The sequence below is a fragment of the Lysinibacillus sp. HST-98 genome (assembly GCF_016757845.1).
GTDB lineage: Bacteria > Bacillota > Bacilli > Bacillales_A > Planococcaceae > Lysinibacillus > Lysinibacillus capsici.
Map to the genome: position 1 here is coordinate 47,422 of NZ_JAENHX010000005.1, position 23,103 is coordinate 70,524.

The following is a 23,103-nucleotide window of genomic DNA, read 5'->3' on the forward strand; positions in this document are numbered from 1 at the left end:
TTGATGAAATCTCTTATGTACGTTTTAATTTTTTATTGATTTCCTCTAATAATCTGGATTGCCTTTTTTATTGCTTAGTTGTACGGATAGCAAACCAAAGGAAAAAACAATTGGAACTAGAGAAAATAGTAACCAGAAAATCGAGAAAGCACTAATTAAAATATCTCCTGAATTATAAGTATTCATAAAACAAATCCTACTGCTTTTAATCTATTCATCATGAAGTATCCTCTCTTAAAAGAACTACCTTTTTTCCTGGTTAGCTGAAAACTCTATCGTAACATAGTAAGGTGTATGAGTTAGTACAGAGGTGGTAAGTAGATAAAAGTTGAGATTTACTAATACCGCAGGCAATAATAGGCCTATTAATTAGTGTTTTTTTCGCTCAATTGTTTTCATTAGCATTAAACAGGTAATGCTTATAGATGCAATTACATACCATACTGTTTTAGATGTATCACCCCAAGAGTTAAGCGTTGCAATAAAAATCATCATTAGTAATAGAGCGTAAACTAAATAATGTCGCATATAATAACCTCCAAATAACCCTCTATAAAGAAATCATAACATAGCAAAGTATTAATTGGAAGTAAAATGGTAAATAAGGGAATGAGGTTTACTTCAGCTACAGTAGGCTGCAAGATAAGCTCAATTCTTTCAACTACGAAGGAACTTACAACAAACCGAAGCAGCCCTTTAGCAAAGTTTTGCGAGGCTATGCGGTTTGTTGTAAAGCAGTGGAATTATTCATGGATGAGCAAGACACGCGGCTCTATGTGGCTGATACAGCCCATTTGCCAGGACATGGACAGGTTATGGAATTTCCTCGATATGCATGAGGACTGCTGAAAAATTTGTTAGAGCAGTTTCAGCAAACACAAAAGGTAAATGCCACTCCTAAGTTCCATTTGCTATTGCATGAGTTGCTTGATACGATTTTTGAAAGAAAGAGTATCAATATCAGTTTTGCGACACATGATCAAGCGATTCAACAGGCTGTTACCTAAATATGAAGTCGATTAATAAAATAAATCTTAAAGGTCACTTATGATGAGTGGCCTTTGTTGTTGTAAGATAATTACATATATTTATGAATAAGATCTACGTTATAAGGAATCTTTGATAACATTTTCCTGATTTGAAGAGAAAAATCAATTTTATTTTACTAGTTTTTCTATAGCTTCTTCGATATCTTTCCATTCGTACACTAACTCTTTTAACACTTTCCCACCAATTGTAATTTCTAAGCTACGCCCCATAATGTTCATAAAAATAACGTGTTTTATTCTATAGCTAAGACTTCAACAAATATAGTTTGGTAGTTTTTTTGATGAAAGTAATGAAAGATTTCCTTCAGCAATTGTTTTCCTATCCCTTTTTCGTGATGTCTTCTAAAAGATAGAGCGTTTCTACATAATTGGAATAGGGTAGGGGTTGAGTCTCTTTTACTTGCAGATGTGAAGCCAATAATGTCGCCTAATTCATTTTCAGCTACTAGGACATACTTCGTTTTGTCGGCAATTTGTTGTGTCCAACATTGCGTTTTTTGTTCGTAGGATAATTTACTTTAATAGTTTGCTGGCACACTATGCTTATAGTTTGTTCACCAACTATCAACATGTACTTTTCCAATACCTTTCGCATCTTTATAGTTGCCTTTCTAATGATGAAATTTATCACCTCCTATTAAATCTTTATAAACAGAATGATAACATCTTCTATAGTTTATTTACTTAATAAGGTAAAATATGAAATGTGTAGGTTTATAGAGGGGGTATATTTTTGAAAAATAAGTATATGTGTACGATTAAAATTAATTTAGAGGGTGGAGATATTCAATTTGATGTGTCAAATGATGAACAACTATTTAGTTTTAGATCTGGTTTAGCCTTTATAGCCATCCCACAATTTTTCTCCACGCTCACCAGTTTTTATCAAGGTAATACAAATGAAGTAAAAATAGATTGTCACGGAAACTATGATTACTATATTTTTTCCAGCGATGGTGAATACATATTAATTGAACATAAAAGTCATTATCCTATCGAAAGAATCTTTAATTATCAATTTACTCTTAAGGGGTATATGGAGGCTATAGATCAAGGCTTCAAGAAATATTTGGAGCAGTTAGAGAATGAAGGCATCTTCCCATTGGAAAATCAAGCATTTGCTGATCCATTAGGGGAAGATGTTTTAAATGCTTTCTATAACTTTTCTTCATTATTAAAAGCTTGAATAGCATAGTAGAAGGAGAAGGAAAATTGAAAAGAGCGTTGATGGTAAGCTTCTTAGTTGTTTTAGTTGTCTTAATGGGGTGTTCAAATGAAGAACAACAATTTGAACATTTTTTTCAGCAAAAAATGATGGAAATGCATGTTGGTGAAAAAAACTATACATATACCCTTGTTCATAAAGAGTTGAATGTTGTTCATGACGGGGATGCCATTGCCATCTTCTTAGAACAGAAAGATCATGAAGAAACAATTTATATCGCTTATTTTGAAAAAGAAAAGAATCAGTGGGAATGGAAACAAACGAGGGGAGCTAAGTGGCATTCACCTGTACAATGGTCTGCCATGAATAGTGAGCCTTATATCTATTCTGGTACAATAAGTGACAATTCAATTGTCGAGATTTTCGTAGGCGATGAATTGGCGAAGCTCCTTCCCATTGAAAACGATAAACGATTTTGGTATGCCATTAGTCCAATTCAAGATGTAAAGGTGAAGGCCATTCATGAGAAAGGAGTAAAAGAAATGATTGAAGAAATAAATGAAGAGTTTTAAAGAGTAAATATTCAAAGGTGGTTGATATAATATAAAATTTTAATTACATTCGAACATTTTTAGGGAGGGAGAGATGAAATAATGAAAAGTTTAGGTTTACTTTTAGCAGCTCTTTTCGTAGTAAGTGCGGTCTTTATTGATAGCAATAAATTATTATATCCTCCTTTGCCAATCGATTCCCTTACACCAAAGGAAGCCATACAAAAATTAAATGCATCCTCCTTCGATTTAGTGGCGCTCTCCAATGATAAGAAGGCAACTTGGTACCTCACAGCCCTCTCAGCTAGGGGCATACAGAAGGTAGACGATGACATTCAGCAAATGATGGCTAATGAAGGATGGGCATTTCTTGAAAAAGAGGGGAGCGGGCTATTTTTCGAAAAAAATGATGAACGTTCTATTGTGACGACGGAAATGTGGACAAAGCAGTATGTGCTTGTTCAAATTCAGAAATGAGGTGCTCAATGGAAGTCTGGGATCTCTATGATAAAAATCGCAAAAAAATAAATAAGCGTCATGTGCGTGGGACAAAATTAGCAGCTGAAGATTACCATATCGTTGTGCACGTATGGATTTGCAATAACAAGGGAAAATTCCTTCTAACAAAAAGACATCCCAATAAACATGATCCTCATTTATGGGAATGTCCGGGAGGCTCTATAATGGCGGGTGAAAGCAGTTTGGACGGGGCTATTCGTGAGGTGGAAGAGGAAATCGGGATATCATTATTGAGGACTAATGGACAATTAGTCAAGAGTGAGCGTCGTGATTGTTTCAATGATTTTTACGATGTTTGGTTATTTGAACAAAGCTTTGAAATTTGTGACACCATGCTTCAAGAGGAGGAAGTGACAGCGGTTCAATGGGTCACAAAGCTAGAGCTTGAAAAGATGCTTCGCGCGAATAAAATAGTACCGACACTTCGCTACTTTACGTCCATTTTTAACGATAAGACTATGCCATGATAGCGATCAGTGCCAGCATAATTGTGATTCAGTAGGTTAATCTATACTCAAACAGGATAGAGGAGCGTTAATATGAACAAGCGTATTCTTATTGGACTATCTTTATTTGCGTATGTTTCCCCTTTTTATTTGGTTTCTGCAAAGGACAGTGATTCGCCCCAACCTCTTGAAGAATTTCTTCCTGAAATCGGCTATAAAACAGTAGAGGTAGCCGTAAAAGAGTTCGAACACCACTATGATAAAGAGCTGAAGCTACCCATACGAGTACCGCCAATCAGCTTTACGCATCATTTTGGAAGGTTTAGTGATTTAGAAGGAGAAATGAATGATCAGCTGGAGGTGGTAATGATCAGTGATCAATTGCCACAAAATCATTTCAAAATCAAGGTACGACCAGTTCAACATAAACTGTCATTTGAAAAATATAAAACGGATGTATTTAAGCTGAAAAATGGTAGTGAGGCAGCCTATATTGAAAATCCACGAATTGGTTTTCATTTACTCGTGTTTGAAAGAGACAATTGGCAATATGTCTTTAGTATTGATCGAGATGTGGCAGATCAAGTGACGGCTGAAGTCCTGATTGATATTGCTAATTCGATGGATTATCCAAAGCAAAAGTATTAGCCCTTCTAATTTTTATCCTTACCTTTCAGCTCCTCTCGTAATGTCTTTAGTTCCTCCGTTTGCTCCAAAATAGTTTTGTTAACTCGTCTAATGGAATCATATATAGCAAAAATTCCCGCAAAAATAAGAATGATAACTAATAATTCCATCTTGCACCTACTTTCTATTTATACAATGATTGTAACAGGAATTTCCAAATGTATGAAGAATTAGTTAGGTGGAGGTGCTTGTCATGCAGAGATATGTTTATCATATGGTTCCAAAGGAAATGGTGGGTCTTGAGCTCATGCCTTTAAATAGGTTAGGGGCAATGTATCCACATTTATATGAACGATATTCGAAAAAATATTTTGATCATTCAGAGAGGCCGAAATTATTCATGAAAGAAATTCCTCAATTAAATTGCTTGTGGAATGATGTTGTTCATTTCCTACCAATCCATCCTAGTCATCTATATAAGACATTAACAGAGCTAGGTATTGCAACGAAAGAAAGCCTAATGTTTTATCAAATTCCAATCCAAAAACTAGCGGCTAATCGTAATGCGATGTACCTGTATTCTAAGGAACACTATAAAGGGCCAGCAGGGGCCATTGCTGCAGAGGATATAAAACTACTGTCATTACCTGATTACAGAGAACTAGAAGAGCTACCATCAGCAACTGTAGACTATTTCCAAACGGAGAACGAAAAAGGGAAGAACTTTGGGCTTTTTGCGTATATTCCGCACCTCTTAAGCTTAGGCAATGTCAACGTAGACGATGTGGAAATCATTTCGTGGAATCAACATAATCCTAGTATGAGCACTAATTGAGGTGGGGAGAGAAATAGGGTTTGCCGAGTTGCTGGCTACCCTTTTTTGTAGCAAATTGAATAACATGGAAAAATAATCCATCTTTCTTCTGCTTCATAATAGATTATGCCAGCAGCATACCTTCTGTTAGCTTCAATGGATACTTTCAACGGCGCAAACACAATTCTTTCTCCAGCTCATTCGCTATGATCCCTAGTAAACTTTTGAAAAACGAGTTGAAGCAAATAGACAATCAATCGAAAGATAAGTAGATAGAAAAAGGCCTCAATGAAGCTTGTAGCTAGTATTATTACATAACGACCGAAATCTTCTAGCTCAAGAAAAGTATATTTTTGTATATGCCAATCAAAAAATAATGCTTTGTAACTCGTCCCCAAAAAGATAGGTATGAACAATAGCCAATAAAAGCGAGGTAAACTAAATTTATAGCCTTTAACCAGCAAGGTACTCCCTCCTCAATTTTTAAACCATCATAACATAAAAGATAATTTTCAGGTATATTATGGGAATTTTAAATGATGATGATATGAATTTGCTATTTATAATTATAGTAATTTAAGGGATTTTAAGTAAGTGAAAACGACGCTCAGAAAGGTAGAATTCCATGAAATTGATTCAATCAAGCAAGATTCATCCCCAAGTGAAAACATTATTAGCCTATGCCACTTCCGAAAAGAAAGTGGAGAAGGAATATTCATTGTACATTGCATGTCCAGAAAGATTATTGTATGGCTATACCTTTGAACAAGACATTGTGGGTTGTATAGGAATTGTTAAAAGAGAGGCAAATCAGTGTGAAATTAAACATATAGCCGTATCGCCCGCTTATCGGGGAAAAGGTATTGGACGTGAGATGATTCGGTATGTGGAAGAACATCATGTATTTTCTTCTATTTACGCAGAAACAGATCAGGACGCAGTGATATTTTATAAAAATAACGGCTTTCATATTACAAGTTTAGGAGAAAAATACCCTGGAGTGGAACGTTTTGGCTGTCTATTAACCTACACTACCTAATGGTTAATTCGTTGTACTGTCGAAAAACGTCCACTTATGTGCTTTTTCCGCCCTCTTATTTGTCTGTGTTAAAAGATAGGAGATTTGAATGGTACGCTAACATAGAAAGGAGCTATAAAAATGAAACAAAAATTGTGGTGGATAATATGTGGCTTGGCATTATTCATAGCAGGCTATTCAATTGTTCAATATTTACTATTCGATGCACAAAAGGCTGGATTTGTACAATTAAAGCTTATGCTTAATGCTACATTGCATTCATTTTGGTATATTGTGCTCTATATACATATTGTATTCGGTGTATTAGCTCTCGTCATCGGTCCTTTTACGTTGTCATCAAAGTTACGAGAGCAAAATGTGAAACGCCATAGACTACTAGGCAATATCTATATGGTAAGTATTTTGTTTGGTGGCTTGGCAGGACTTTATTTAGCACTGAACGCTACAGGAGGATGGGTAGCACAACTAGGCTTTACTTTATTATCCATAGGGTGGCTCTTCACCATGTTGCAGGCGTTGGTCCATATTAAAAAAAGAAATATCCAAGGCCATCAGAAATGGATGCTAAGAAATTATGCCTTAACCTTTGCAGCTGTCACATTGCGAATCTGGCTACCTTTGTTTACGGTATTATTTGGCTTTAATAATTTTCAGTATAGTTATGCCTCTATCGCTTGGCTATGTTGGGTGCCAAATTTAATCGTGATGGAATGGTATATCCAGCGTAAGCTCATTGCGTCTAAAGACAAAGGATATGTTACAAAGACGACTTGACTTGAATTTATTCTTCAAGCATTGGGATTAAACAGAGCCTAATGCTTTCAATGTTGGCAATTATTTTTAATTAGTATCTAAAAACATGCAAATTGTCCTTTTGGTCCATTGTGGCAAGAAGGACATCTTTTATTTCTAGGTTATAGAATTTTAGTTGACTCATCAACCATTGCTCAGAATGCTTGATTTTGCTAAGCTCATGGTAATCAATTTTTCCCTCTTTAATAAGAACAGTGGGAAGAAAAAAGGGTTCGGGCTGTAAAGTTATATCTGCTCGTGTTGGTGTTTGGTAGGGTGTGTGCAAAAAACTTGAGATCGATCCGTCTGGTTCCCATAATGTGAGTGTTACATTTTGAACTTCTTCAATTTTTTCTTAACTCTGATAAAAGTAAATCTACTGATATTCTAGCCTTTTGTAAGTTGGCGCTAATAATTTGCCCATTTTTAATCAGGGGAATCGGCGGGGAGTCTATCAAATGACGAAAGGCAACCCATTTTAGGCTCAAAAAAACACCGACGAGGTAGAGCGCAACTAAAACGGTCATGGTAATCATGGAACCCTTCATTCCTAAACCTTCATCAGAGAAGGGATGTGCGATCATATTCCCAAGTGTGATAGCCATTGCAAAATCCAGCATTCTTAACTGAGAAATAGAGCGTTGTCCCATAATTTTTGTTGCGAAAAGTAGGAAGAAAAAAGCGACAATGGCTCGGAGAATCCATTGAATAGCAGGAAGTGATTTTTGACTATGAAAAAATTCCACAGCGACACATCCTCTTTTTTCTTATTGTTTCCTTCCGTTACATGATTATGCGGATCTTCAGGATTGAAACGAAATAGACTTGTAAAAATATGTTCAAAACGATATGGTTAAAATAAAAAAGCTATTATTTAGTAATTTTAAGAAAATCAGGAGAATACCTATGCGAACAAAATTACAAAATATTTTAATCGACATACAAGAGAAGGTTAATTTTTCAGGAACGGTGCTAGTGGAAAATCAGGAGAAGGTAGTTAGCCAAAGTTTCGGCTATGCGAATCGCTCAGAGCAAATCGACAATCATGCCAAAACTCGTTTTGGCATTGCCTCTGGCTGTAAAATTTTTACTGCAGTCGCTATTTGTCAGCTTATTGAAAAAGGGAAGCTTGCATTTGACACGAAATTATGCGATTGTCTGCCTGAACATTTTAAGTACTTCGATGAGCACGTAACCATCGCTCATCTGCTAACACATACGTCAGGAATACCCGATTATTTTGATGAGGAAGAAATGGAGAATTTTGAAGCGTTATGGGTTGAAAATCCGATGTACCAGCTTCGAACATTGCGGGATTTCTTATCATTATTTCAGAATCGTCCAATGAAATATAAAGTCGGTGAGCGATTTCACTATAATAATGCAGGATATATTGTATTAGGGTTAATTGTAGAGCATGCAACGGGTATGGATTTTTCCGATTACATTCAACAACATCTATTCGATCGGGTGCATATGACGGAATCAGGCTATTTTTCGTTAGATTCTTTGCCAGCTAATACAGCATTAGGGTACATAGACAACCCAGATGGAACCTGGAAAACAAATATCTATTCTTTACCTGTAAAGGGGGGGTCTGATGGGGGGGCATTCGTAACGGGGAAGGATATGGCAAAGTTCTGGAGTGCACTGATGAATTTTGAACTTTTAAATGAAGATTTAACAAATCAGCTATTAATGCCACATGTTGAACTCAATGAAAATGATAGTTATGGCTATGGTGTATGGATTAAGAAGAATAGTGAACAAGCAATACTGAAATACCATGTGATGGGGTATGATCCTGGCGTGTGCTTCCATTCAGCCTATTATCCTGCCTCCTCCATCAAAGTTGTCGTATGTTCCAATAAATCTAAGGGAGCTTTTGATATGATGAAAGGAATAGAGGCTACCCTATAAAAGAATAGCGCTTGTCTGTGAAAAAGATTACAGACAAGCCTATTGCTAGTTATTAAGTAATGCCACCATGTATATTACAATAATACTCGATCTCAATAATATGAGGTGAGGATACACCATTATATGAATAGTAGCCACCGATCGCAATATTGTAAGCACTGCCTTGATCTTTAATGGAAGGGTCATAGCCCGTTTGCGTCCAGTAGCCTTTACCCTGTTCAATTGTAGAAGACAAGGAATGCATAACCGAAAATAACTGTCTTCCACCAGGAATGTCCATGCTTAGTTGGGTGTCAAATGAACCATCCACACGAATCATTGTTCGATGTGCCCCCATATGTAATTCAACGAATTTTGGTACTTTAACTGGAGAAAAAACTTCCTTATTATCGACTACGACATAAGAAGTGTCTATTCTACCTTTTAATATTTCTTCAAAATCTTTCAATTCAAGCCAATAATTTGCTGAGAATGATGTGATGGGATCTAGCTTAAAGCCTGTCCCATACTCTTCATTTAGTTTATTGACAATTGCCGAATATTCTTTATAGTAGTATTCTTTCTGCGCTAGCGTTAAAACTAATGGAACAGGTGCCCTGACAGATTCCGCAGTGATTATTTGTTCATCTACTGATGTAGATAGTGTTGAGGCTGCTTTGTCATTCTTTTCACAGCCTGTCAGGAAGATGGCTCCTACTAAAATGCTTGTCACCAAATATCTTTTCAACACTTTCACCTCCCAAAAATGAATAAAATCTATTATACCATACATAAATGTGAATAATTTCATTTATTTGGTAAAATAATAGTTTCGTAGTATATTGTAGAGAGAACGACGATTCAGCAAGTGTAAGGGGCGGTATAGTGGCAATTTTAAAAGATGATTCGAGTCAGCCAAGTTGTGAGGTAGAGCTAGATATTTTAATGGTGAATGAGGAAAGTGTAAAGTTTCGTATTGAATTTCGCTTTGGGCCAGCTTTCCCAGCGATAAATACTGAGATTTCCTGTTTAAAAAGAGATTTCCTTCAATTATTAGAAGACATAACACAATTGGAGCTTGCTTATTTAAGTATGCTGGAGCCGCATGATCCTGGCCTATGCATCTATCATATCCCTCATTATGGCGAATATTTTTTTCCTGGATACGGTCTCTTTCAAATTCCTGAAGAGGAGAGGGAGGAAGCAGAGCAACGTTATAAATTAATGTTTGTACTAGATGCTTATGAAAAGAATCATTATGGTGCAAGAGAATGTGGGCCTGCATTATGTATTATTGTGACGATGGAACAAATTCGCGTGTTCATTACCACTTTGCGAGAACAAGTAAAGATATTCTAAAGGAAAAGGTGATACAACGGTCATTCATCTTCTTCTAAAAAGATGCTAAAGGAAAGGTTGAGACGATCACATAGTTTATTTCATCGCTAGGTTATTGCTCATTCATCCCTAATTGTTCAAATGAAAATGTTTCCTGAATTTGATCGGTATATTTCGTATTAAAGGAAAACGTAATAAATTTAGACACGTTGATTTTCCTGCGTTTCCTAGGGTGTACATTCATGGGCGAATTATAAGAAATTGAATGTCGTTGATATTTTCAGTAACTAACCTTTTTTTCTTTGGGTAAAAAGAATAGAAAATGCTGTCGGCTGAATTATCATTAATATAGACAGTGTAAGTAGTATAATTTTCTAGCAATTGCTTTAATTGTTGGATTATTTGTTCATTCGGTTTTTCAGCTTTTGTTTCTTTTTCTAGTTCAAGAGTGATTGCTGTCGTCATATTTTGTATATCTAATTGGCTTGCAGGGCGATTAAATTTTTTCTGACTAGATAAAATAACATCGATTTCTTCAGGTGTAAGATCTTGTTCAGAAATATTTTTTCCTCCTCTCCAATTCATTGTTTGTCAAAAGGCAACTTAACAAGTATGAAATTTATTAAGTGTTTTTGTTAAAATGTAGTATAAACTCTCGTGTATGAAGGTGCAATAGTTACCATTAAGGAGCAGTATACTTCTGCTTTCTTCGTTTCTTTTGCTTATAGGTAAGATAAGAAGTTTTTAAGGAAGCATAACTTCCCATTGCTGCATAGCCATAAAACCAGCCCATGAATAGTCCTGCAAGTAGATTATGTCGGTGGCTGATGAAAATAGAAATGAATAAGCCGACAACTAGTGCAATGGTCGGAACCCAGAAAGGCTTTATATGACACATTTTCTTAATTAGTTGGGTAATAATCATAACTACAGGACTGCAACGACGGCATCCAAAAAATTTGTATGTATGAGTGGAAAGTGTTCCATTCCGTTCACCTCGCATTGACAATTGACAACTTATTGTGGACATAGAAATCATTGAGGATTTGTTGAGAGAATGTATAGATAGCTATGGTAGACTTACTCTGTTGGGGTGCACAAGCAAACTAACACGCACAAAAGGGACAGGGCAACTAGCCTTGTCCTTTTAATAAAGTAGCACCAAATGGAAATAGAGATTGCAATACCCAGTTGATAAATGTAAAATTTGATTCATAAATCTACGATAAAAGAGGTATATGATGTTTCCAATATTACATACTGAACGATTAGTGTTAAGGGAATTGTCGAGTTCTGATGGACAAGCTCTTCTTGCGTGCTTTTCGAATCCTGAAGTTTTGCGCCATTATGGACAACAGCCCTTAACGAGCTTAGGTCAAGTGCAGCAAATCATTCAAAATTTTGCCAACAATTTTGCCGAAAAACGTGGTATTAAATGGGGCATTGCATTAAAGGAACAAGAAGGAATTATGGGTACAATCGGCTTTCAAGAATGGTCAATAGAGCATCGAAGAGCGGAAATCAGCTACGCCCTTTTTCCAGAATATTGGGGAAATGGCTATGCTCAGGAAGCTGTTAAACGAGCTATTTCCTATGGTTTTGAAGAAATGGATTTAGTACGTATTGGAGCCATTGTATTTAAAGAAAATGAAGCTTCCAATCTACTATTGCAAAAAATAGGCTTCGAACAAGAAGGCTTATTAAAAAAATATATGCATCAACATCATGTGCCCCATGATACTTATATATACTCACTTATAAAATAATAGGGAGACCAGATTCCTATAAGGACATCTGGTCATTTTTTGATGGTTTCTGTAAAAGTTTTTCGACCTGGATTGATTTTGGCTACATCCACATCAATTTTGCTAATTGAATCCTCTGATAATGGGATTTTTCCATCTTTCTCAAGCTTTTTCCAAGCCTTGACGTTATCGCGGTAGAGATATTCTGACAATCGATAGATATCCACATCTAATTTTAGGCCTTCGTTATAGGTTTCCTGGATTTCCTTTTTCACTTCTTTTACAATAAGCTCTTTCAGCTCCTGTTCGGTTACTTTTCCTTTAAAACCATTGATGGTCGCATTGATTCTCAAATTGACTTCAAATGTAACAGCCTCTTGTTTAACAAGTGGTTCCACATCGACATGTATTTTCTCAATACTCACCGTTAGTTCTTCCTGGTCACCTGTGTTTAATTGAAAGGTAATCTCTCCACGATTTGTATAGTTATGCATCCATTGACTGCCACGAGCCGCAGTGTCTTGTACGAACCCCTTAAAGCCATCTTTCGATAGGACACCAACCCCTGAAAAATAGGTTTCCTCTACTTGCTCCTCATCTGTTTCCCAATCGTCTTTAATGGACACATAAGGAATTGTTACTTCATAACTTGGCTCATTTAAACCAATGACAACATCTCTTAAGTCCTTTGGTTCAATAAATGTTTCTTGTTCTGTTGGGTTGATTGGGTTACTTAATTTTGATGAGGATAACGAATTTCTTAAGATAGGTGTGACAAGCAGTATGTCTTCTACTGGGTTTTTTGTACAATACACCCAGATTTGATACCTAGTATCGCGAAAACGTATGAATGTATCGATGACAGGAATAATGTGTTCATTTTCCATAGCCTGCTCTGAAAAGACCATATATCGCATATGCCCCCAAAAAATTTCTTGATCCGAGGAGCGATATAATTTGTAAATGGCCTCTTCTATTGTTTTACCAGTGGCACGACCTACTTCAGCAGGCGCCACCGATGCGCTAGGTTGTATAGATTTCGCGACATCAGCGAAATTAATCACTTGTAAATAGACAATATACTCGTCGTTTTCGTAGTCTACACCTACTGCATTTATATAGTACATTCTTTGTGGCTCCGTAATATCCCAGCATCCAGCGAGTAAGGTCGTCAATCCGATGATCAATAAAAAGTTGAAATAAGTTTTCATGGTTTCTCCACTCGAATTGCTCTTTAGTTGTATTTTATAGTGTTAGCTTAGACAAAAGACGGCTTTTTTATAAAGTGCTTGCTGAGGAAATGGTATTTGGAAAATCATATCCAATGAGCCGATTTTCAGGTATGATGAGGCAAGGAGGGGAGAACGGTGACTAGTATTTCATATTGTCTAATTAATACATTTACGAATGAGCTATATAAAGGAAATCCTGCAGCAATATGTCTATTAGATGAAGCTATTTCTGAGGAGGCCATGCAAATAATTGCACAGGAGATACCTGTCCCGACAACAGCCTTTATTGAAAAAAAACAGGTTGATTTTTCGCTGAAATGGTTTACGCCAAATAAGGAAATACCCATTTGTGGTCACGGCACCCTTGCTAGTGCCTTTGTGCTTTGGCAGCAAGGAATTGTGCCAAAGGAGCACACAATTACATTTCATACAGCAAGTGGTCCTTTACATGCCAAGTGGCAACATGAACGAGTGGAAATCGCCATCAAAACGTATCCAATTGCTGAAATGGAATGTCCTTCAGCATTGGAGGACTGGTTAGGATGTAAGCCCATCTTTGTAGGGAGGACCGAATTGGATTATATCGTGGAAGTAGGCAATGAAGACCAAATTACACAGTTTGAACCTAACTTTTTTGCGATGAAGCAGTTTCCTGTTCGAGGAATTTGTCTAACTAGTCAGTCGAAGGAAGAAGGCATTGATATCGTATCTCGCTTTTTTTCTCCAGCACAAGGTATTGACGAGGATCATGTAAATGGTTCAAGTCATGGTGCACTAGGCCCTTATTGGTGTGAGAAATTATCTAAACAACAGCTTGTCAGCAAACAACTTTCTAAACGTGGTGGTGTACTCTATGTGACCCCTCACCACAACAAGGTATTGATTGCAGGCGCAGCAGTTACAGTCTTGCAAGGAGAATTAAACATCTAGTTACGGTTTAAAAGGAGATTTATATTTGAGGTAACTGTTTTTTGTTTTGGTAATTATTCCTATTAGAAAATTTGAAATTTGTTGTAACCTTTTTCAATGTGAAACGACTACTCTATTAGTAGAATACAAAAGAACTAAAGCAAGTAGTAACATTCACTTTTCACAAAATGACCAGGGCTCAGTTTTGAGTGCCTGGTTATTTTGTTGCCATAATAAAAGAGGGCTCGCACATGGCATACCCTCTTCGATTTTATTCGCTCAGCATAGCTTTTAATGTTCGTTTTTGCCAGCCTAGCTTGAAGTATGCATATTGCATAATGAAGTGGACGCAGAAGGTGATTGGATAGGCTAACCAAACACCATTTAGTTCTAGTGACGTATGGTGAGATAATAGGAACGCTAATGGTACCTGTACAACCCAAATCGTAATGACTAAGAAGATGGTTGGCCATAATACGACACCCGTCGCCCGCATTGTAGCAGAAACAGTTTGTGTGTGTCCGAATATTAAATAGCTCCAAAAGGCGATATATAAATAATTCTTGGCAATAAGCACAGTCTCATGTGAATCGATAAAGAAAGCCAAAATAGGCTCTGCAAACAGATACATAATGAGTATGATCGCGCCACCTAGAAGATAATTAATGCGCACACCCATTTGTCGGATTTTTTTAATCATCTCTGTGGAATTAGCCCCTAACGCCTGTGCTACAAAGACAGATGTAGCAATGGCAATACTCATTGCTGGGACTTGAGCATAGCTAGCTACCTGATTGACAACGCCATAAGCGGCAGTAGCATCCGAACCATAGCCATTCACAAAGCCAATAACGGCAATTTCGGCCACTGAAATGGCAACCATGCTAATACTGGCTGGAATGGCTAGCTTTAATAAGGACGTTAAAATATCTTTCTTTAATTTAAAATGCTGTAAGATCGTTTTATCAAAACGTAGTAAATGCTTTGTTTTATGCAAATAGGCTAACAACAGGATCATTGTCACCAGGTTTGATAACACGGAAGCATAGGCAGCCCCATTTAAGCCGAACGCAGGCAACCCCATCCATCCGAATACTAAAGGGGGGAGGAAGGCGATATTTAACACGACACTAATTACTAAAAATAGAAATGGGGTTTTGGAATCACCGACTCCTCGCATAAAGGTTGTATACACCAAATACCAAAACATAATCGGTAACGTGAAGAAAAGTATTTGGGCATAACTAATACTCATGTCTAAAATATTCGCAGGTGTCTGCATAAAACGTAAAATCCATTCGATGAAAAAGCCACCAAAAATCGCGACAGCGATTGATAAAATGGTTGTAAAGGCGAGTGTTACACCAACAACCTCTTTCATTTTGGCATGATTACCAGCCCCAAATGTTTGCCCGACTAAAATAGAGCTTCCTGAACCAATGCCAATTGCAAAGGCCATTAAAAAGAAGAAAAATGGAAAAAATGCCGAAATGGCTGCTAGGGCATCGACCCCTAAATTGCGTCCGACGATAAACATAGCAAAAACTTGGCCAACAGATTGCAGCACATTCGCTAGCATCACGGGAATTAAGAAATTAAAAAAAGCTTTGCGTAGCTGTTGATCATCCTGTAACATTTGTTCGTTCATCATTAAGTTCCTCTTGAGTTTTAATAACCCATTTCTTTTAAGATTCTTGAAAGTGTGCGTAGGCGTTCACCAATTAGCTCACCATCATTAGTAAGTGCTTGCTGAAAAAGCTGAATATCCTCTTTAATCTGTTCATTTTCTGTGCAAACTTCCACTGTCATGGCATCTCCCTGTAAGCCTACACGATTAATTACAGGGTTTTCTTCATCATATAAATGCTCATGACGATAAGCCTCCTTAAAATAAAGTTCCGTTTCACACACTAAAATAGCGAGATCAAGTACGCGGTGTAGGGGAAGTTCTTCTGATTGGCGAGACCACTTGCCACCTGTATGCCGCCAAACCTTCGCAGAAATATCAACCTTTCCTCGATCATTCCATTGTGCCAGACCAAGGGAAAGCCCTTGTGCATCTGTTTGATAAGCCGTGCGCCCATCAATATTGGCATAATTTTCTGCCACGATGACAGGTTTATGTTTTAAATGTGTTGGAATTTTCATGTATCCGTACTCCTTATCATTTCGAATTTAGTAATTTAGTAAATTACTGCTTTAGTAAATTTAGCATGATACGCTTCTATAAGTCAATCGAAAAGAGCAAAGTTGGAACCCTTTCTTTTAAGACCAGCTAAAGATGGGCTTAGCGTAAGGGATTCATTACAATAAACGTTCAAAATCTGCCGTGGTTTTTACAAAATAGTAAGTTATAATTTATAGAAGTATGATTGATTGGAGAGAAATAGGATGGAAACAGCTAAATATCACCGAATGGTTTATACACGTATATGTGAAAATTTACAAAAATGGGATAATAGTGACTTTGTTAGAGAAGACGAGCTCTATTCATTTTTACATACGTTAAAAGGCACCGCTGGATCAATCGGTTTACATGAATTAACGTCGATTGCTCGTGAAAAGCTAGAGCTTTTGAATGAAGACAGTAACAAGCAATGGACCAAATCAGAATGGAAAAAGTACCTTGCTCCGTTTATTGAAAGCGTTCATTTTTATCAAGAAAATAATTCAATGGCTCAACATATAGAACATCCTACAACCATCATTAAAAATCCAGCAAAACAAGATTTTATTCTGATAATAGATGATGATGTGGTATTTATTTCCTATTTAAAAAATGTTTTAGAGAAAAAAGGCTACTCTGTCATTGCAGCTCATAATGGTAAACGAGGATTAGCGTTAATTTATGAATTGCAACCATCCATCGTATTTCTAGATATCATGCTTCCAGATTCTAATGGCTTTTCTATTTTAGACAATATTAAAAAAACGAAAAAAGAGCTCATGTTTGTGACATTGATTAGTAGTAATGATAGTAAAGAAAATCGCGTTCGCACATTGGAGATGGGTGCTATGGATTTTATGGCAAAGCCCATTGATGAAGAGCTATTAGTTGCTTATGTTTCCAATCGCTTAGCCTATAAAAGAGAATTAGAGCAGGCTATTGTCATTGACGAATTAACCCAAATTTATAATCGTAAATTTATGGAATCACAAATGAAGCTTTTCATTAAACACCATCAGCAAAACAAAGAACATTTTTCGATTGCGATGATCGATTTAGATTATTTTAAAAAAGTAAATGATACATATGGTCACCTAGTAGGTGATGAGGTGCTGAAGGGTTTCGCTTCATTGGTGAAGGAGCTAAAAGGAGCTGAAGAAATTGCTTGTCGCTTTGGTGGAGAAGAATTTGTGATTTTAATGCCCCGTACTACTAAAAAAGAGGCATTTATTTTTATTGAAAAACTTCGTACCTCCATGGAGAAAAAGATATTTACAGCAAATGGAACTAGCTTCCATGTTACATTTTCTAGTGGAATCGCAGAAGCCACTTCTACCAATTTACATCCTAAAAAGATGCTAGAAGAGGCAGATCAAGCACTATATACGGCCAAGCAATTAGGGAGAAATCAAACGATCATCTTTGATAACATAGCTGCTGTGGAGAAAAGAAAGGTGAAAATCAAGATCGTTGTCATTGATGATGTGTATATTATTCGTGATCTGATTACCAATCATTTTAAGCATTTGGAGGAAAAAGAGGATTATATGATTGAAACACTGGCATTTCCTGATGGCATTAGTTTTCTGGAAGCCAATTGGTATGACCCTGAGTGCAAATACATTATCTTATTAGATTGGATATTGCCGAAAATGGACGGCATCGAGGTGCTAAGTAAGATAAGAGAGCAACATGCTTCAAGTAATGTAATCGTCTCCATGCTAACTTCACGTGTGGGGGAAGAATACGTCATGAAGGCTTTCATTAATGGGGCGGATGATTATATTGTGAAGCCGTTTAATGTGGCTGAAGTATCGGAACGCATTATTCGTTTAATTCATCAAATGTTTCTTTAATGGGAAAGGGAGAAAAGACAGGATGGCTAGAATTTTAGTAGTAGATGATGAAGAAATATTACGCATGTTAATACGTGAAACCTTAGAAGATTTAGAATTTGATATTGATGAGGCAGAGGATGGCGAGGAAGCCCTAAAAAAAATGATGGAAAGCTCCTATGATTTAATGATACTCGACTATATGATGCCGAATTTAACAGGAATTGAGGTGATCGAGCTTCTCCCACCAGAGATTAAAATGTCGATGCCTATTCTCATGCTGACAGCTAAATCACAGGAAAGTGATCGTCAAAAGGTATTTGATTTAGGGGCAGATTACTTTATGTCCAAACCGTTTAGTCCCATTAAGCTAATGAATTTGGTGGAGGATATCTTAAATGATTAAGTCTACATCCTTGCTGAATAAAAGTATACGAAGCCAATTCTTTAAAATGCTGCTTTTTCTAGTTGCTAGCTTTTTAATCATCATTGCTGCTTTTCTTGTCGTAGTCAATGCAAGTCAAAATGCCTTACAGCAGAAGAGAGAGCAAATGTATGAAAAATCAATGCTTGTCGATGAATTGGAAGAAAATTTTAATGGCATATTTTTTCGAGCAAGGGGCTATTATGCCTTTCAAAATGAGCAGGAATTAAAGCTATTGTATGAAAATTTGGAGACGTTTGAAGTTCTATTACAGCAGTTTTCGCAACTCGATTTAACAGAAGAAGAACGAGGGCTCTATAATGAGCTAGTTGATTTTCATTATAATTATAAAACAGTTACTCTCCCAAAAGCGTTAAGCTTTGCGAAGATGGGGGATTATGAGGCTTTGCGAGAACTTTCGAATGGCGGAGCAAATGACCTTGTCAATAAATTTATTACCTATACAAAATCCTATAAGAAAAAAACAGACCACTCCTTAAACCAAATTTTTAGCAAGACAGTGGAGCAGGGGCAATTATTCACTTTTATTTCGTTAATGATTAGCGGTCTCATTTTCCTATTTGTTGGCGTCATTTTACGAAGAGTGCTGAATAATATGATTCGACCAATTGAACAATTAACACTTGCGACAAACGCTTTGGCGTCAGGGAAATCCATTGATTTAGGTAATCTTGTACAAAAGGAAGATGAGTTAGGCATTTTAGCGAACTCATTTCTTAAAATGATACTCTCTATTCAGGATAAGGAAGAGGTACTGACAACCCAAAATGAGGAGCTTTTAGCGCAGCAGGACGAGCTTCAAGAAAATCAATTACAATTACAAAATTCATTAAATTATTTAGAAAAGTATAATCAATTAAATCATGTACTGACGTTTACGTTAAATAAACAGAAACTAATCGATAATCTCCATAATTATTTAAACGACATTTATCAATATGATACGAGTGTGCTTTATTGGATGGAGGGCAATGTGTATGCGACAAAAGGTTTATCACACCAATCTGCTGCAGCCCTAGTTGAAAATTTTGACATGGATAAACAAGCAAGATTAAAGCAGGAAAAATCCTTTGTTATTAAACGTCAATTGACAGCAAATGAAAAAGGAATTGCACAAGAGTCATATTATGCCTATGACTTGTATTCTTCTGTGTTTAATTCTAAACGAGAGCTAGTCGCTATATTAATGGCCACACGAGAGGGGCATCCCCATAATGAACGGGATATAGATAGTTTAAACGGACTATTAAATCGTGTGTCCATCGCATTTGAACGTATTCTTATGTATGAAGAGGTAGAAAAATCGAGGACGTTAAATCAAACGATTATTGATAATGTCAACGAAGGTATCCAGTTAGTTTCTGTTACAGGCGATACCATTCTTATCAATAGAGCGCTATGTGGTATTGTCAACTTCTTTAACTTGACAACAGAAACAAGTATCCCTAAAGAGGATTGGCTACAGCATTTTCAAAAATGTAGTGCCCAACCAGATGAATTAATTGAATTTTTAGAGGCATCTATTATGGAGAGCTTTGAGGATACACGAAAATACCGCTATTGTATGACGGCTGAACATGAAATCTTTGTCGAGGTATATGCAACTTGTCTTTTTGATGGGCAGGAAAAAGTAGGCACAATTTTTGTGCATCGTGATATTACAAGAGAATATGAAGTAGATCAAATGAAATCCGAATTGGTGAGTACGGTAAGTCATGAACTGCGAACGCCTTTATCGAGTGTACTTGGCTTTACAGAGCTTCTGTTAACGAAAAATATAAAACCCGAACGGCAAAATAAGTATATCGATACAATCCATAGAGAAGCGGTACGACTAACCAATCTTATAAATGACTTCTTGGATTTACAGCGAATGGAGTCAGGCAAGCAGCAATATAACATGGAGACATTACAATTAAATGAAATAGCCTTTGAAATTGTCAATCGCTTCCGACATGAGCAAAAGCATAATGTCCATCTAATTGATAAGGCAAGAGAGGTCTATGTCAATGCAGATCAAGATAGACTCGTTCAATTATTTATTAATTTAATAGGAAATGCGATTAAATTTTCTCCACAAGGTGGGGATGTGGAGATTTTGTTAGAAAACAAAAATAATAGTATCCAAGTGAGTATAAAAGATGAGGGCATCGGCATATCTAAACAGGATATTGCTCAGTTGTTCCAAAAATTCAAACGAATCGATAATAGTTTAAGACGTAAAATAGGAGGGACTGGACTGGGTCTTTCCATTTGTAGAGAAATCATCTTAAAGCATGAGGGAGAAATATGGATAGAGTCAGAAGAGGGACAAGGTACTACTGTATACTTTACTTTACCACTTGCAAATAACACTATCACCTTCGATGAAGAGGATGTAATGGAGGATAGCAATGGCTTAAACATGATGATTGTCGAGGATGACTTAAGCTTAGCTCTACTGTTGTCTGAAGAGCTAAAAAGCAAGGGCTTTACCGTGATTCATCATCATGACCCAAAAAAAGCTTTTGAAGATACACTCAATACGCCTTTACTTGGTATTGTGATTGACATAATGCTTGGCGAAGAAATGAGCGGCTGGGATTTAGTCCGTGCACTAAGAGAAAGAGAGCATACAAAAGAGATACCAATTATTATATCTTCAGCATTAGATGAGGTAAAAGAAATGGTGGACCAATTTCAAATTAAAAAATACTTAACCAAACCATACCCACCTGAAGAAATATCAAAACTGTTTGTAAAATAATAGGATAGCTTCATTTATTGTGCGTAGCATTATATTGTAAGTAAAATATGAGTGTCATAAAAACTTTACTAGATGAAGCAAAAGCGTTTGTCGCAAGTTGCTCCATACAACCAGACATTAACCTGAAATCGATCAACGAGAAATATAAGTTTTGCGAAATTTTCTTCATAAATGTGTAACCTTTGTAAAGCTGGTACGACTACTGTACTAGTAGAATACAAAACACTAAAGCAACCTAGTAGGTTTCACTTTTCACAAAAAGACCAGGGCTCAAATTTTTTGAGAACACCTGGTCTTTTTGCGTGCTGGCAACAAAGTGGAAGTAATGCTAAAATAAGAAAAATACTTTAGAATGTTCTTGAAATTTAATCAAAATCACGCATAGAAATTGAAAAAATGAAATCCCCCATCGTTTTTTCAACTAGGCGTAAAAAGGAGTTCAGACATGCAGGTTCGTCCAATTTAAAAATCTCCCAAGAAAAAATAAAATCTAAATTTTGGGGGATAAAACATGTTTAAAAACCGATCTTTTTCACTTTTATTGACAGGTCAATCTTTAGCGGATATTGGTGATATTCTCTATATAGTAAGCGTGATTAGTATAATTTATCGTTTCACCAACTCGGCGATTGCTACTTCCTTTGTACCATTTATTATTACTACTTGTATGTTGATTTCCAGTCTGCTAACACCTCTTATTACGACAAAAGTGTCGTTGAATCAATTGCTAACTATTTCTCAGGGCTTTAAAACAGCAGTCCTTTTGGGTCTTGCCTTGTATGTAGAATTGATAGGAGATCAGCCGATGATTGGCTTTGTGTTTTTACTGATCGCGATGGTTGCGTTTTTGGATGGTTGTGCCAATCCTATTCGTCAATCCTTGCTGCCTCATTATGTGGAAGAAAAGGATTTATTACGAGCAAATAGTATTGCTGAAACGGTTATCCAATCCATTCAAGTGGGTTCTTGGTTTGTTGGCAGTTCCTTGCTTCTTCTCTTTACACCATCACAGCTTATATGGAGTGTTGTCGTCCTTTTTTTCATCGCAACATTGCTTTTAAAACTTCTACCAGATGTGGCACGTATGGAACGTCCACAAACAAAGAAATGGGTGTTAATTATGGAAGGGTGGCAAACCATCCATCAAACGCCTGTACTAAAAATTGCTGCACGTATGGATTTACTGGAATCGATGGCAGGTGCAGTGTGGGTCGCAGCGATTTTACTTGTTTTTGTAGAAGAAGCATTGCAGGCTTCTTCTCAATGGTGGGGTTATCTCAACGGCATTTTTTTTATCGGCATGATTATAGGGAGTATGATTTGTTTAAGATGGACCAATTTTATTGAGCGTAAGAAAGCTATGTTCATAAGTGGAGGTGCGCTGTTGTCCGCTATTTTTACATTATTCTTTGCGGTTAGTATCACACCATTGATGGCTTTACTCTGTTCTTTGCTGATTGGCTTATGTGGGCAATTAAAAAACATTCCACAGCAAACCATCATTCAAACAAGTGTCTCAAAGGAGAAATTACCAACGGTGTATACATCGTTGAATGTCATTGTGACAGGGGTATTCGGCCTTTCATCTTTAATGATGGGCATGTTGTCAGAATGGTATGGGATACGAGTTGTTTTTTTCCTTTCAGCTAGTATGCTACTTCTCGTAAGTGTGATTGCCTATAAAAATAAAACATCTTTCACGTAAGAAAGAGTAGCCCTTACTTTTAGAGTAGGGGCTATTTTTTATAAAAAGTTCTTATCCTGTTAGTTGATAGTATGGTAAAA

26 protein-coding genes and 2 pseudogenes are annotated in these 23,103 nt (G+C 36.6%); 17 read left to right on the top strand and 11 right to left on the bottom strand.

The annotated features are described in order from the left end of the window. Window positions 1-45: 45 nt before the first annotated feature. Together JIN86_RS13070 and JIN86_RS13075 are read right to left on the bottom strand one after the other, a co-directional pair. The gene (locus tag JIN86_RS13070; protein ID WP_202342116.1) at window positions 46-186 is read right to left on the bottom strand and encodes a hypothetical protein; all 141 of its coding nucleotides are present in this window, start codon (window positions 184-186) and stop codon (window positions 46-48) included. Window positions 187-369: 183 nt separating this feature from the next. Continuing rightward, window positions 370-528: a hypothetical protein gene (locus tag JIN86_RS13075; protein ID WP_202342117.1), complete on the bottom strand. Its 159-nt coding sequence runs from the start codon at window positions 526-528 to the stop codon at window positions 370-372. A gap of 326 nt (window positions 529-854) precedes the next feature. Here JIN86_RS13075 and JIN86_RS13080 point away from each other — a divergent pair, with 326 nt between their 5' ends. Then, window positions 855-1,007, top strand: coding sequence for a hypothetical protein (locus tag JIN86_RS13080; RefSeq protein WP_202342118.1), 153 nt, complete (start codon window positions 855-857; stop codon window positions 1,005-1,007). A 275-nt stretch (window positions 1,008-1,282) separates the two neighbouring features. Here the strand turns inward: JIN86_RS13080 and JIN86_RS23600 are convergent, their stop codons facing one another. Beyond that, window positions 1,283-1,522, bottom strand: coding sequence for a GNAT family N-acetyltransferase (locus JIN86_RS23600; protein ID WP_370568692.1), 240 nt, complete (start codon window positions 1,520-1,522; stop codon window positions 1,283-1,285). A 260-nt stretch (window positions 1,523-1,782) separates the two neighbouring features. Between JIN86_RS23600 and JIN86_RS13090 the strand changes: the two genes are divergently transcribed. The 5 genes from JIN86_RS13090 to JIN86_RS13110 all read left to right on the top strand — a co-directional run bounded on the left by JIN86_RS13090 (window position 1,783) and on the right by JIN86_RS13110 (window position 4,378). Further along, window positions 1,783-2,235 carry a hypothetical protein gene (locus tag JIN86_RS13090; RefSeq protein WP_202342119.1) on the top strand — a complete coding sequence of 151 codons (453 nt, stop codon included), beginning with the start codon at window positions 1,783-1,785 and terminating at the stop codon, window positions 2,233-2,235. A gap of 26 nt (window positions 2,236-2,261) precedes the next feature. Further along, window positions 2,262-2,786, top strand: a complete 525-nt coding sequence (locus tag JIN86_RS13095; RefSeq protein ID WP_237497273.1) for a hypothetical protein — start codon at window positions 2,262-2,264, stop codon at window positions 2,784-2,786. 81 nt (window positions 2,787-2,867) lie between these two features. Continuing rightward, on the top strand, window positions 2,868-3,242 hold the full coding sequence (locus JIN86_RS13100; protein WP_202342120.1) for a hypothetical protein: 375 nt from the start codon (window positions 2,868-2,870) through the stop codon (window positions 3,240-3,242). A gap of 8 nt (window positions 3,243-3,250) precedes the next feature. Further along, window positions 3,251-3,751 carry an NUDIX hydrolase gene (locus tag JIN86_RS13105; RefSeq protein WP_202342121.1) on the top strand — a complete coding sequence of 167 codons (501 nt, stop codon included), beginning with the start codon at window positions 3,251-3,253 and terminating at the stop codon, window positions 3,749-3,751. Between the two features lie 72 nt (window positions 3,752-3,823). Then, window positions 3,824-4,378: a hypothetical protein gene (locus JIN86_RS13110; protein WP_009371301.1), complete on the top strand. Its 555-nt coding sequence runs from the start codon at window positions 3,824-3,826 to the stop codon at window positions 4,376-4,378. Between the two features lie 5 nt (window positions 4,379-4,383). Here the strand turns inward: JIN86_RS13110 and JIN86_RS13115 are convergent, their stop codons facing one another. After that, window positions 4,384-4,527 (bottom strand): hypothetical protein, encoded by a 144-nt coding sequence (locus JIN86_RS13115; protein ID WP_202342122.1) that lies wholly within the window; start codon window positions 4,525-4,527, stop codon window positions 4,384-4,386. Between the two features lie 83 nt (window positions 4,528-4,610). Here JIN86_RS13115 and JIN86_RS13120 point away from each other — a divergent pair, with 83 nt between their 5' ends. From JIN86_RS13120 to JIN86_RS13130, 3 genes are all read left to right on the top strand, one after another. Then, entirely contained in the window at window positions 4,611-5,192 is a 582-nt protein-coding gene (locus tag JIN86_RS13120) for a group-specific protein (protein WP_202342123.1), read from the top strand. 604 nt (window positions 5,193-5,796) lie between these two features. After that, window positions 5,797-6,210: a GNAT family N-acetyltransferase gene (locus JIN86_RS13125; RefSeq protein WP_004230204.1), complete on the top strand. Its 414-nt coding sequence runs from the start codon at window positions 5,797-5,799 to the stop codon at window positions 6,208-6,210. A gap of 120 nt (window positions 6,211-6,330) precedes the next feature. Further along, window positions 6,331-6,984, top strand: a complete 654-nt coding sequence (locus JIN86_RS13130; RefSeq protein WP_202342124.1) for a DUF2306 domain-containing protein — start codon at window positions 6,331-6,333, stop codon at window positions 6,982-6,984. Between the two features lie 70 nt (window positions 6,985-7,054). Here JIN86_RS13130 and JIN86_RS23605 read toward each other — a convergent pair. Continuing rightward, window positions 7,055-7,748 (bottom strand): annotated as a pseudogene (locus JIN86_RS23605) (DUF421 domain-containing protein). Between the two features lie 160 nt (window positions 7,749-7,908). On the opposite strand from JIN86_RS23605, the gene JIN86_RS13145 reads away from it, so the two are divergent. Then, the gene (locus JIN86_RS13145) at window positions 7,909-8,922 is read left to right on the top strand and encodes a serine hydrolase domain-containing protein (protein ID WP_202342126.1); all 1,014 of its coding nucleotides are present in this window, start codon (window positions 7,909-7,911) and stop codon (window positions 8,920-8,922) included. Between the two features lie 52 nt (window positions 8,923-8,974). Here JIN86_RS13145 and JIN86_RS13150 read toward each other — a convergent pair whose 3' ends face one another. Beyond that, on the bottom strand, window positions 8,975-9,652 hold the full coding sequence (locus tag JIN86_RS13150; protein WP_370568689.1) for a hypothetical protein: 678 nt from the start codon (window positions 9,650-9,652) through the stop codon (window positions 8,975-8,977). 134 nt (window positions 9,653-9,786) lie between these two features. Here JIN86_RS13150 and JIN86_RS13155 point away from each other — a divergent pair, with 134 nt between their 5' ends. After that, the gene (locus tag JIN86_RS13155) at window positions 9,787-10,260 is read left to right on the top strand and encodes a hypothetical protein (RefSeq protein WP_004230199.1); all 474 of its coding nucleotides are present in this window, start codon (window positions 9,787-9,789) and stop codon (window positions 10,258-10,260) included. A gap of 219 nt (window positions 10,261-10,479) precedes the next feature. On the opposite strand, the gene JIN86_RS13160 is transcribed toward JIN86_RS13155, so the two are convergent. Together JIN86_RS13160 and JIN86_RS13165 are read right to left on the bottom strand one after the other, a co-directional pair. Then, entirely contained in the window at window positions 10,480-10,824 is a 345-nt protein-coding gene (locus tag JIN86_RS13160) for a hypothetical protein (protein WP_202342128.1), read from the bottom strand. A gap of 97 nt (window positions 10,825-10,921) precedes the next feature. Beyond that, window positions 10,922-11,226 (bottom strand): annotated as a pseudogene (locus tag JIN86_RS13165) (hypothetical protein). A 254-nt stretch (window positions 11,227-11,480) separates the two neighbouring features. On the opposite strand from JIN86_RS13165, the gene JIN86_RS13170 reads away from it, so the two are divergent. Next, entirely contained in the window at window positions 11,481-12,005 is a 525-nt protein-coding gene (locus JIN86_RS13170; RefSeq protein ID WP_202342129.1) for a GNAT family N-acetyltransferase, read from the top strand. 32 nt (window positions 12,006-12,037) lie between these two features. On the opposite strand, the gene JIN86_RS13175 is transcribed toward JIN86_RS13170, so the two are convergent. Further along, complete coding sequence (locus tag JIN86_RS13175) at window positions 12,038-13,195, bottom strand: Ger(x)C family spore germination protein (protein WP_202342130.1); 1,158 nt, start codon at window positions 13,193-13,195, stop codon at window positions 12,038-12,040. A 156-nt stretch (window positions 13,196-13,351) separates the two neighbouring features. On the opposite strand from JIN86_RS13175, the gene JIN86_RS13180 reads away from it, so the two are divergent. Then, window positions 13,352-14,146, top strand: a complete 795-nt coding sequence (locus tag JIN86_RS13180) for a PhzF family phenazine biosynthesis protein (protein ID WP_004230192.1) — start codon at window positions 13,352-13,354, stop codon at window positions 14,144-14,146. A 250-nt stretch (window positions 14,147-14,396) separates the two neighbouring features. Here the strand turns inward: JIN86_RS13180 and JIN86_RS13185 are convergent, their stop codons facing one another. Together JIN86_RS13185 and JIN86_RS13190 are read right to left on the bottom strand one after the other, a co-directional pair. Next, window positions 14,397-15,776, bottom strand: coding sequence for an MATE family efflux transporter (locus JIN86_RS13185; protein WP_009371309.1), 1,380 nt, complete (start codon window positions 15,774-15,776; stop codon window positions 14,397-14,399). Window positions 15,777-15,793: 17 nt separating this feature from the next. After that, a complete protein-coding gene (locus JIN86_RS13190) occupies window positions 15,794-16,273 on the bottom strand; it encodes a DUF6530 family protein (protein ID WP_004230188.1) in 480 nt (159 codons plus the stop codon). A gap of 243 nt (window positions 16,274-16,516) precedes the next feature. Between JIN86_RS13190 and JIN86_RS13195 the strand changes: the two genes are divergently transcribed. From JIN86_RS13195 to JIN86_RS13210, 4 genes are all read left to right on the top strand, one after another. Further along, window positions 16,517-18,148, top strand: coding sequence for a diguanylate cyclase (locus tag JIN86_RS13195; protein ID WP_004230187.1), 1,632 nt, complete (start codon window positions 16,517-16,519; stop codon window positions 18,146-18,148). A gap of 22 nt (window positions 18,149-18,170) precedes the next feature. Further along, window positions 18,171-18,533 carry a response regulator transcription factor gene (locus JIN86_RS13200; RefSeq protein ID WP_004230185.1) on the top strand — a complete coding sequence of 121 codons (363 nt, stop codon included), beginning with the start codon at window positions 18,171-18,173 and terminating at the stop codon, window positions 18,531-18,533. Beyond that, window positions 18,526-21,318 carry an ATP-binding protein gene (locus JIN86_RS13205; RefSeq protein ID WP_202342131.1) on the top strand — a complete coding sequence of 931 codons (2,793 nt, stop codon included), beginning with the start codon at window positions 18,526-18,528 and terminating at the stop codon, window positions 21,316-21,318. Before JIN86_RS13200 ends, JIN86_RS13205 begins: the two co-directional genes overlap by 8 nt. A gap of 511 nt (window positions 21,319-21,829) precedes the next feature. Continuing rightward, on the top strand, window positions 21,830-23,023 hold the full coding sequence (locus JIN86_RS13210) for an MFS transporter (protein WP_202342132.1): 1,194 nt from the start codon (window positions 21,830-21,832) through the stop codon (window positions 23,021-23,023). Window positions 23,024-23,103: the final 80 nt, after the last annotated feature.

Bases quoted from the DNA above. Each gene is read 5' to 3' on its own strand.
- JIN86_RS13070 (WP_202342116.1), bottom strand. From the start codon at position 186: ATGAATACTTATAATTCAGGAGATATTTTAATTAGTGCTTTCTCGATT.
- JIN86_RS13075 (WP_202342117.1), bottom strand. From the start codon at position 528: ATGCGACATTATTTAGTTTACGCTCTATTACTAATGATGATTTTTATT.
- JIN86_RS13100 (WP_202342120.1), top strand. From the start codon at position 2,868: ATGAAAAGTTTAGGTTTACTTTTAGCAGCTCTTTTCGTAGTAAGTGCG.
- JIN86_RS13105 (WP_202342121.1), top strand. From the start codon at position 3,251: ATGGAAGTCTGGGATCTCTATGATAAAAATCGCAAAAAAATAAATAAG.
- JIN86_RS13110 (WP_009371301.1), top strand. From the start codon at position 3,824: ATGAACAAGCGTATTCTTATTGGACTATCTTTATTTGCGTATGTTTCC.
- JIN86_RS13115 (WP_202342122.1), bottom strand. From the start codon at position 4,527: ATGGAATTATTAGTTATCATTCTTATTTTTGCGGGAATTTTTGCTATA.
- JIN86_RS13120 (WP_202342123.1), top strand. From the start codon at position 4,611: ATGCAGAGATATGTTTATCATATGGTTCCAAAGGAAATGGTGGGTCTT.
- JIN86_RS13125 (WP_004230204.1), top strand. From the start codon at position 5,797: ATGAAATTGATTCAATCAAGCAAGATTCATCCCCAAGTGAAAACATTA.
- JIN86_RS13130 (WP_202342124.1), top strand. From the start codon at position 6,331: ATGAAACAAAAATTGTGGTGGATAATATGTGGCTTGGCATTATTCATA.
- JIN86_RS13145 (WP_202342126.1), top strand. From the start codon at position 7,909: ATGCGAACAAAATTACAAAATATTTTAATCGACATACAAGAGAAGGTT.
- JIN86_RS13160 (WP_202342128.1), bottom strand. From the start codon at position 10,824: ATGAATTGGAGAGGAGGAAAAAATATTTCTGAACAAGATCTTACACCT.
- JIN86_RS13170 (WP_202342129.1), top strand. From the start codon at position 11,481: ATGTTTCCAATATTACATACTGAACGATTAGTGTTAAGGGAATTGTCG.
- JIN86_RS13175 (WP_202342130.1), bottom strand. From the start codon at position 13,195: ATGAAAACTTATTTCAACTTTTTATTGATCATCGGATTGACGACCTTA.
- JIN86_RS13185 (WP_009371309.1), bottom strand. From the start codon at position 15,776: ATGATGAACGAACAAATGTTACAGGATGATCAACAGCTACGCAAAGCT.
- JIN86_RS13190 (WP_004230188.1), bottom strand. From the start codon at position 16,273: ATGAAAATTCCAACACATTTAAAACATAAACCTGTCATCGTGGCAGAA.
- JIN86_RS13195 (WP_004230187.1), top strand. From the start codon at position 16,517: ATGGAAACAGCTAAATATCACCGAATGGTTTATACACGTATATGTGAA.
- JIN86_RS13200 (WP_004230185.1), top strand. From the start codon at position 18,171: ATGGCTAGAATTTTAGTAGTAGATGATGAAGAAATATTACGCATGTTA.
- JIN86_RS13205 (WP_202342131.1), top strand. From the start codon at position 18,526: ATGATTAAGTCTACATCCTTGCTGAATAAAAGTATACGAAGCCAATTC.
- JIN86_RS13210 (WP_202342132.1), top strand. From the start codon at position 21,830: ATGTTTAAAAACCGATCTTTTTCACTTTTATTGACAGGTCAATCTTTA.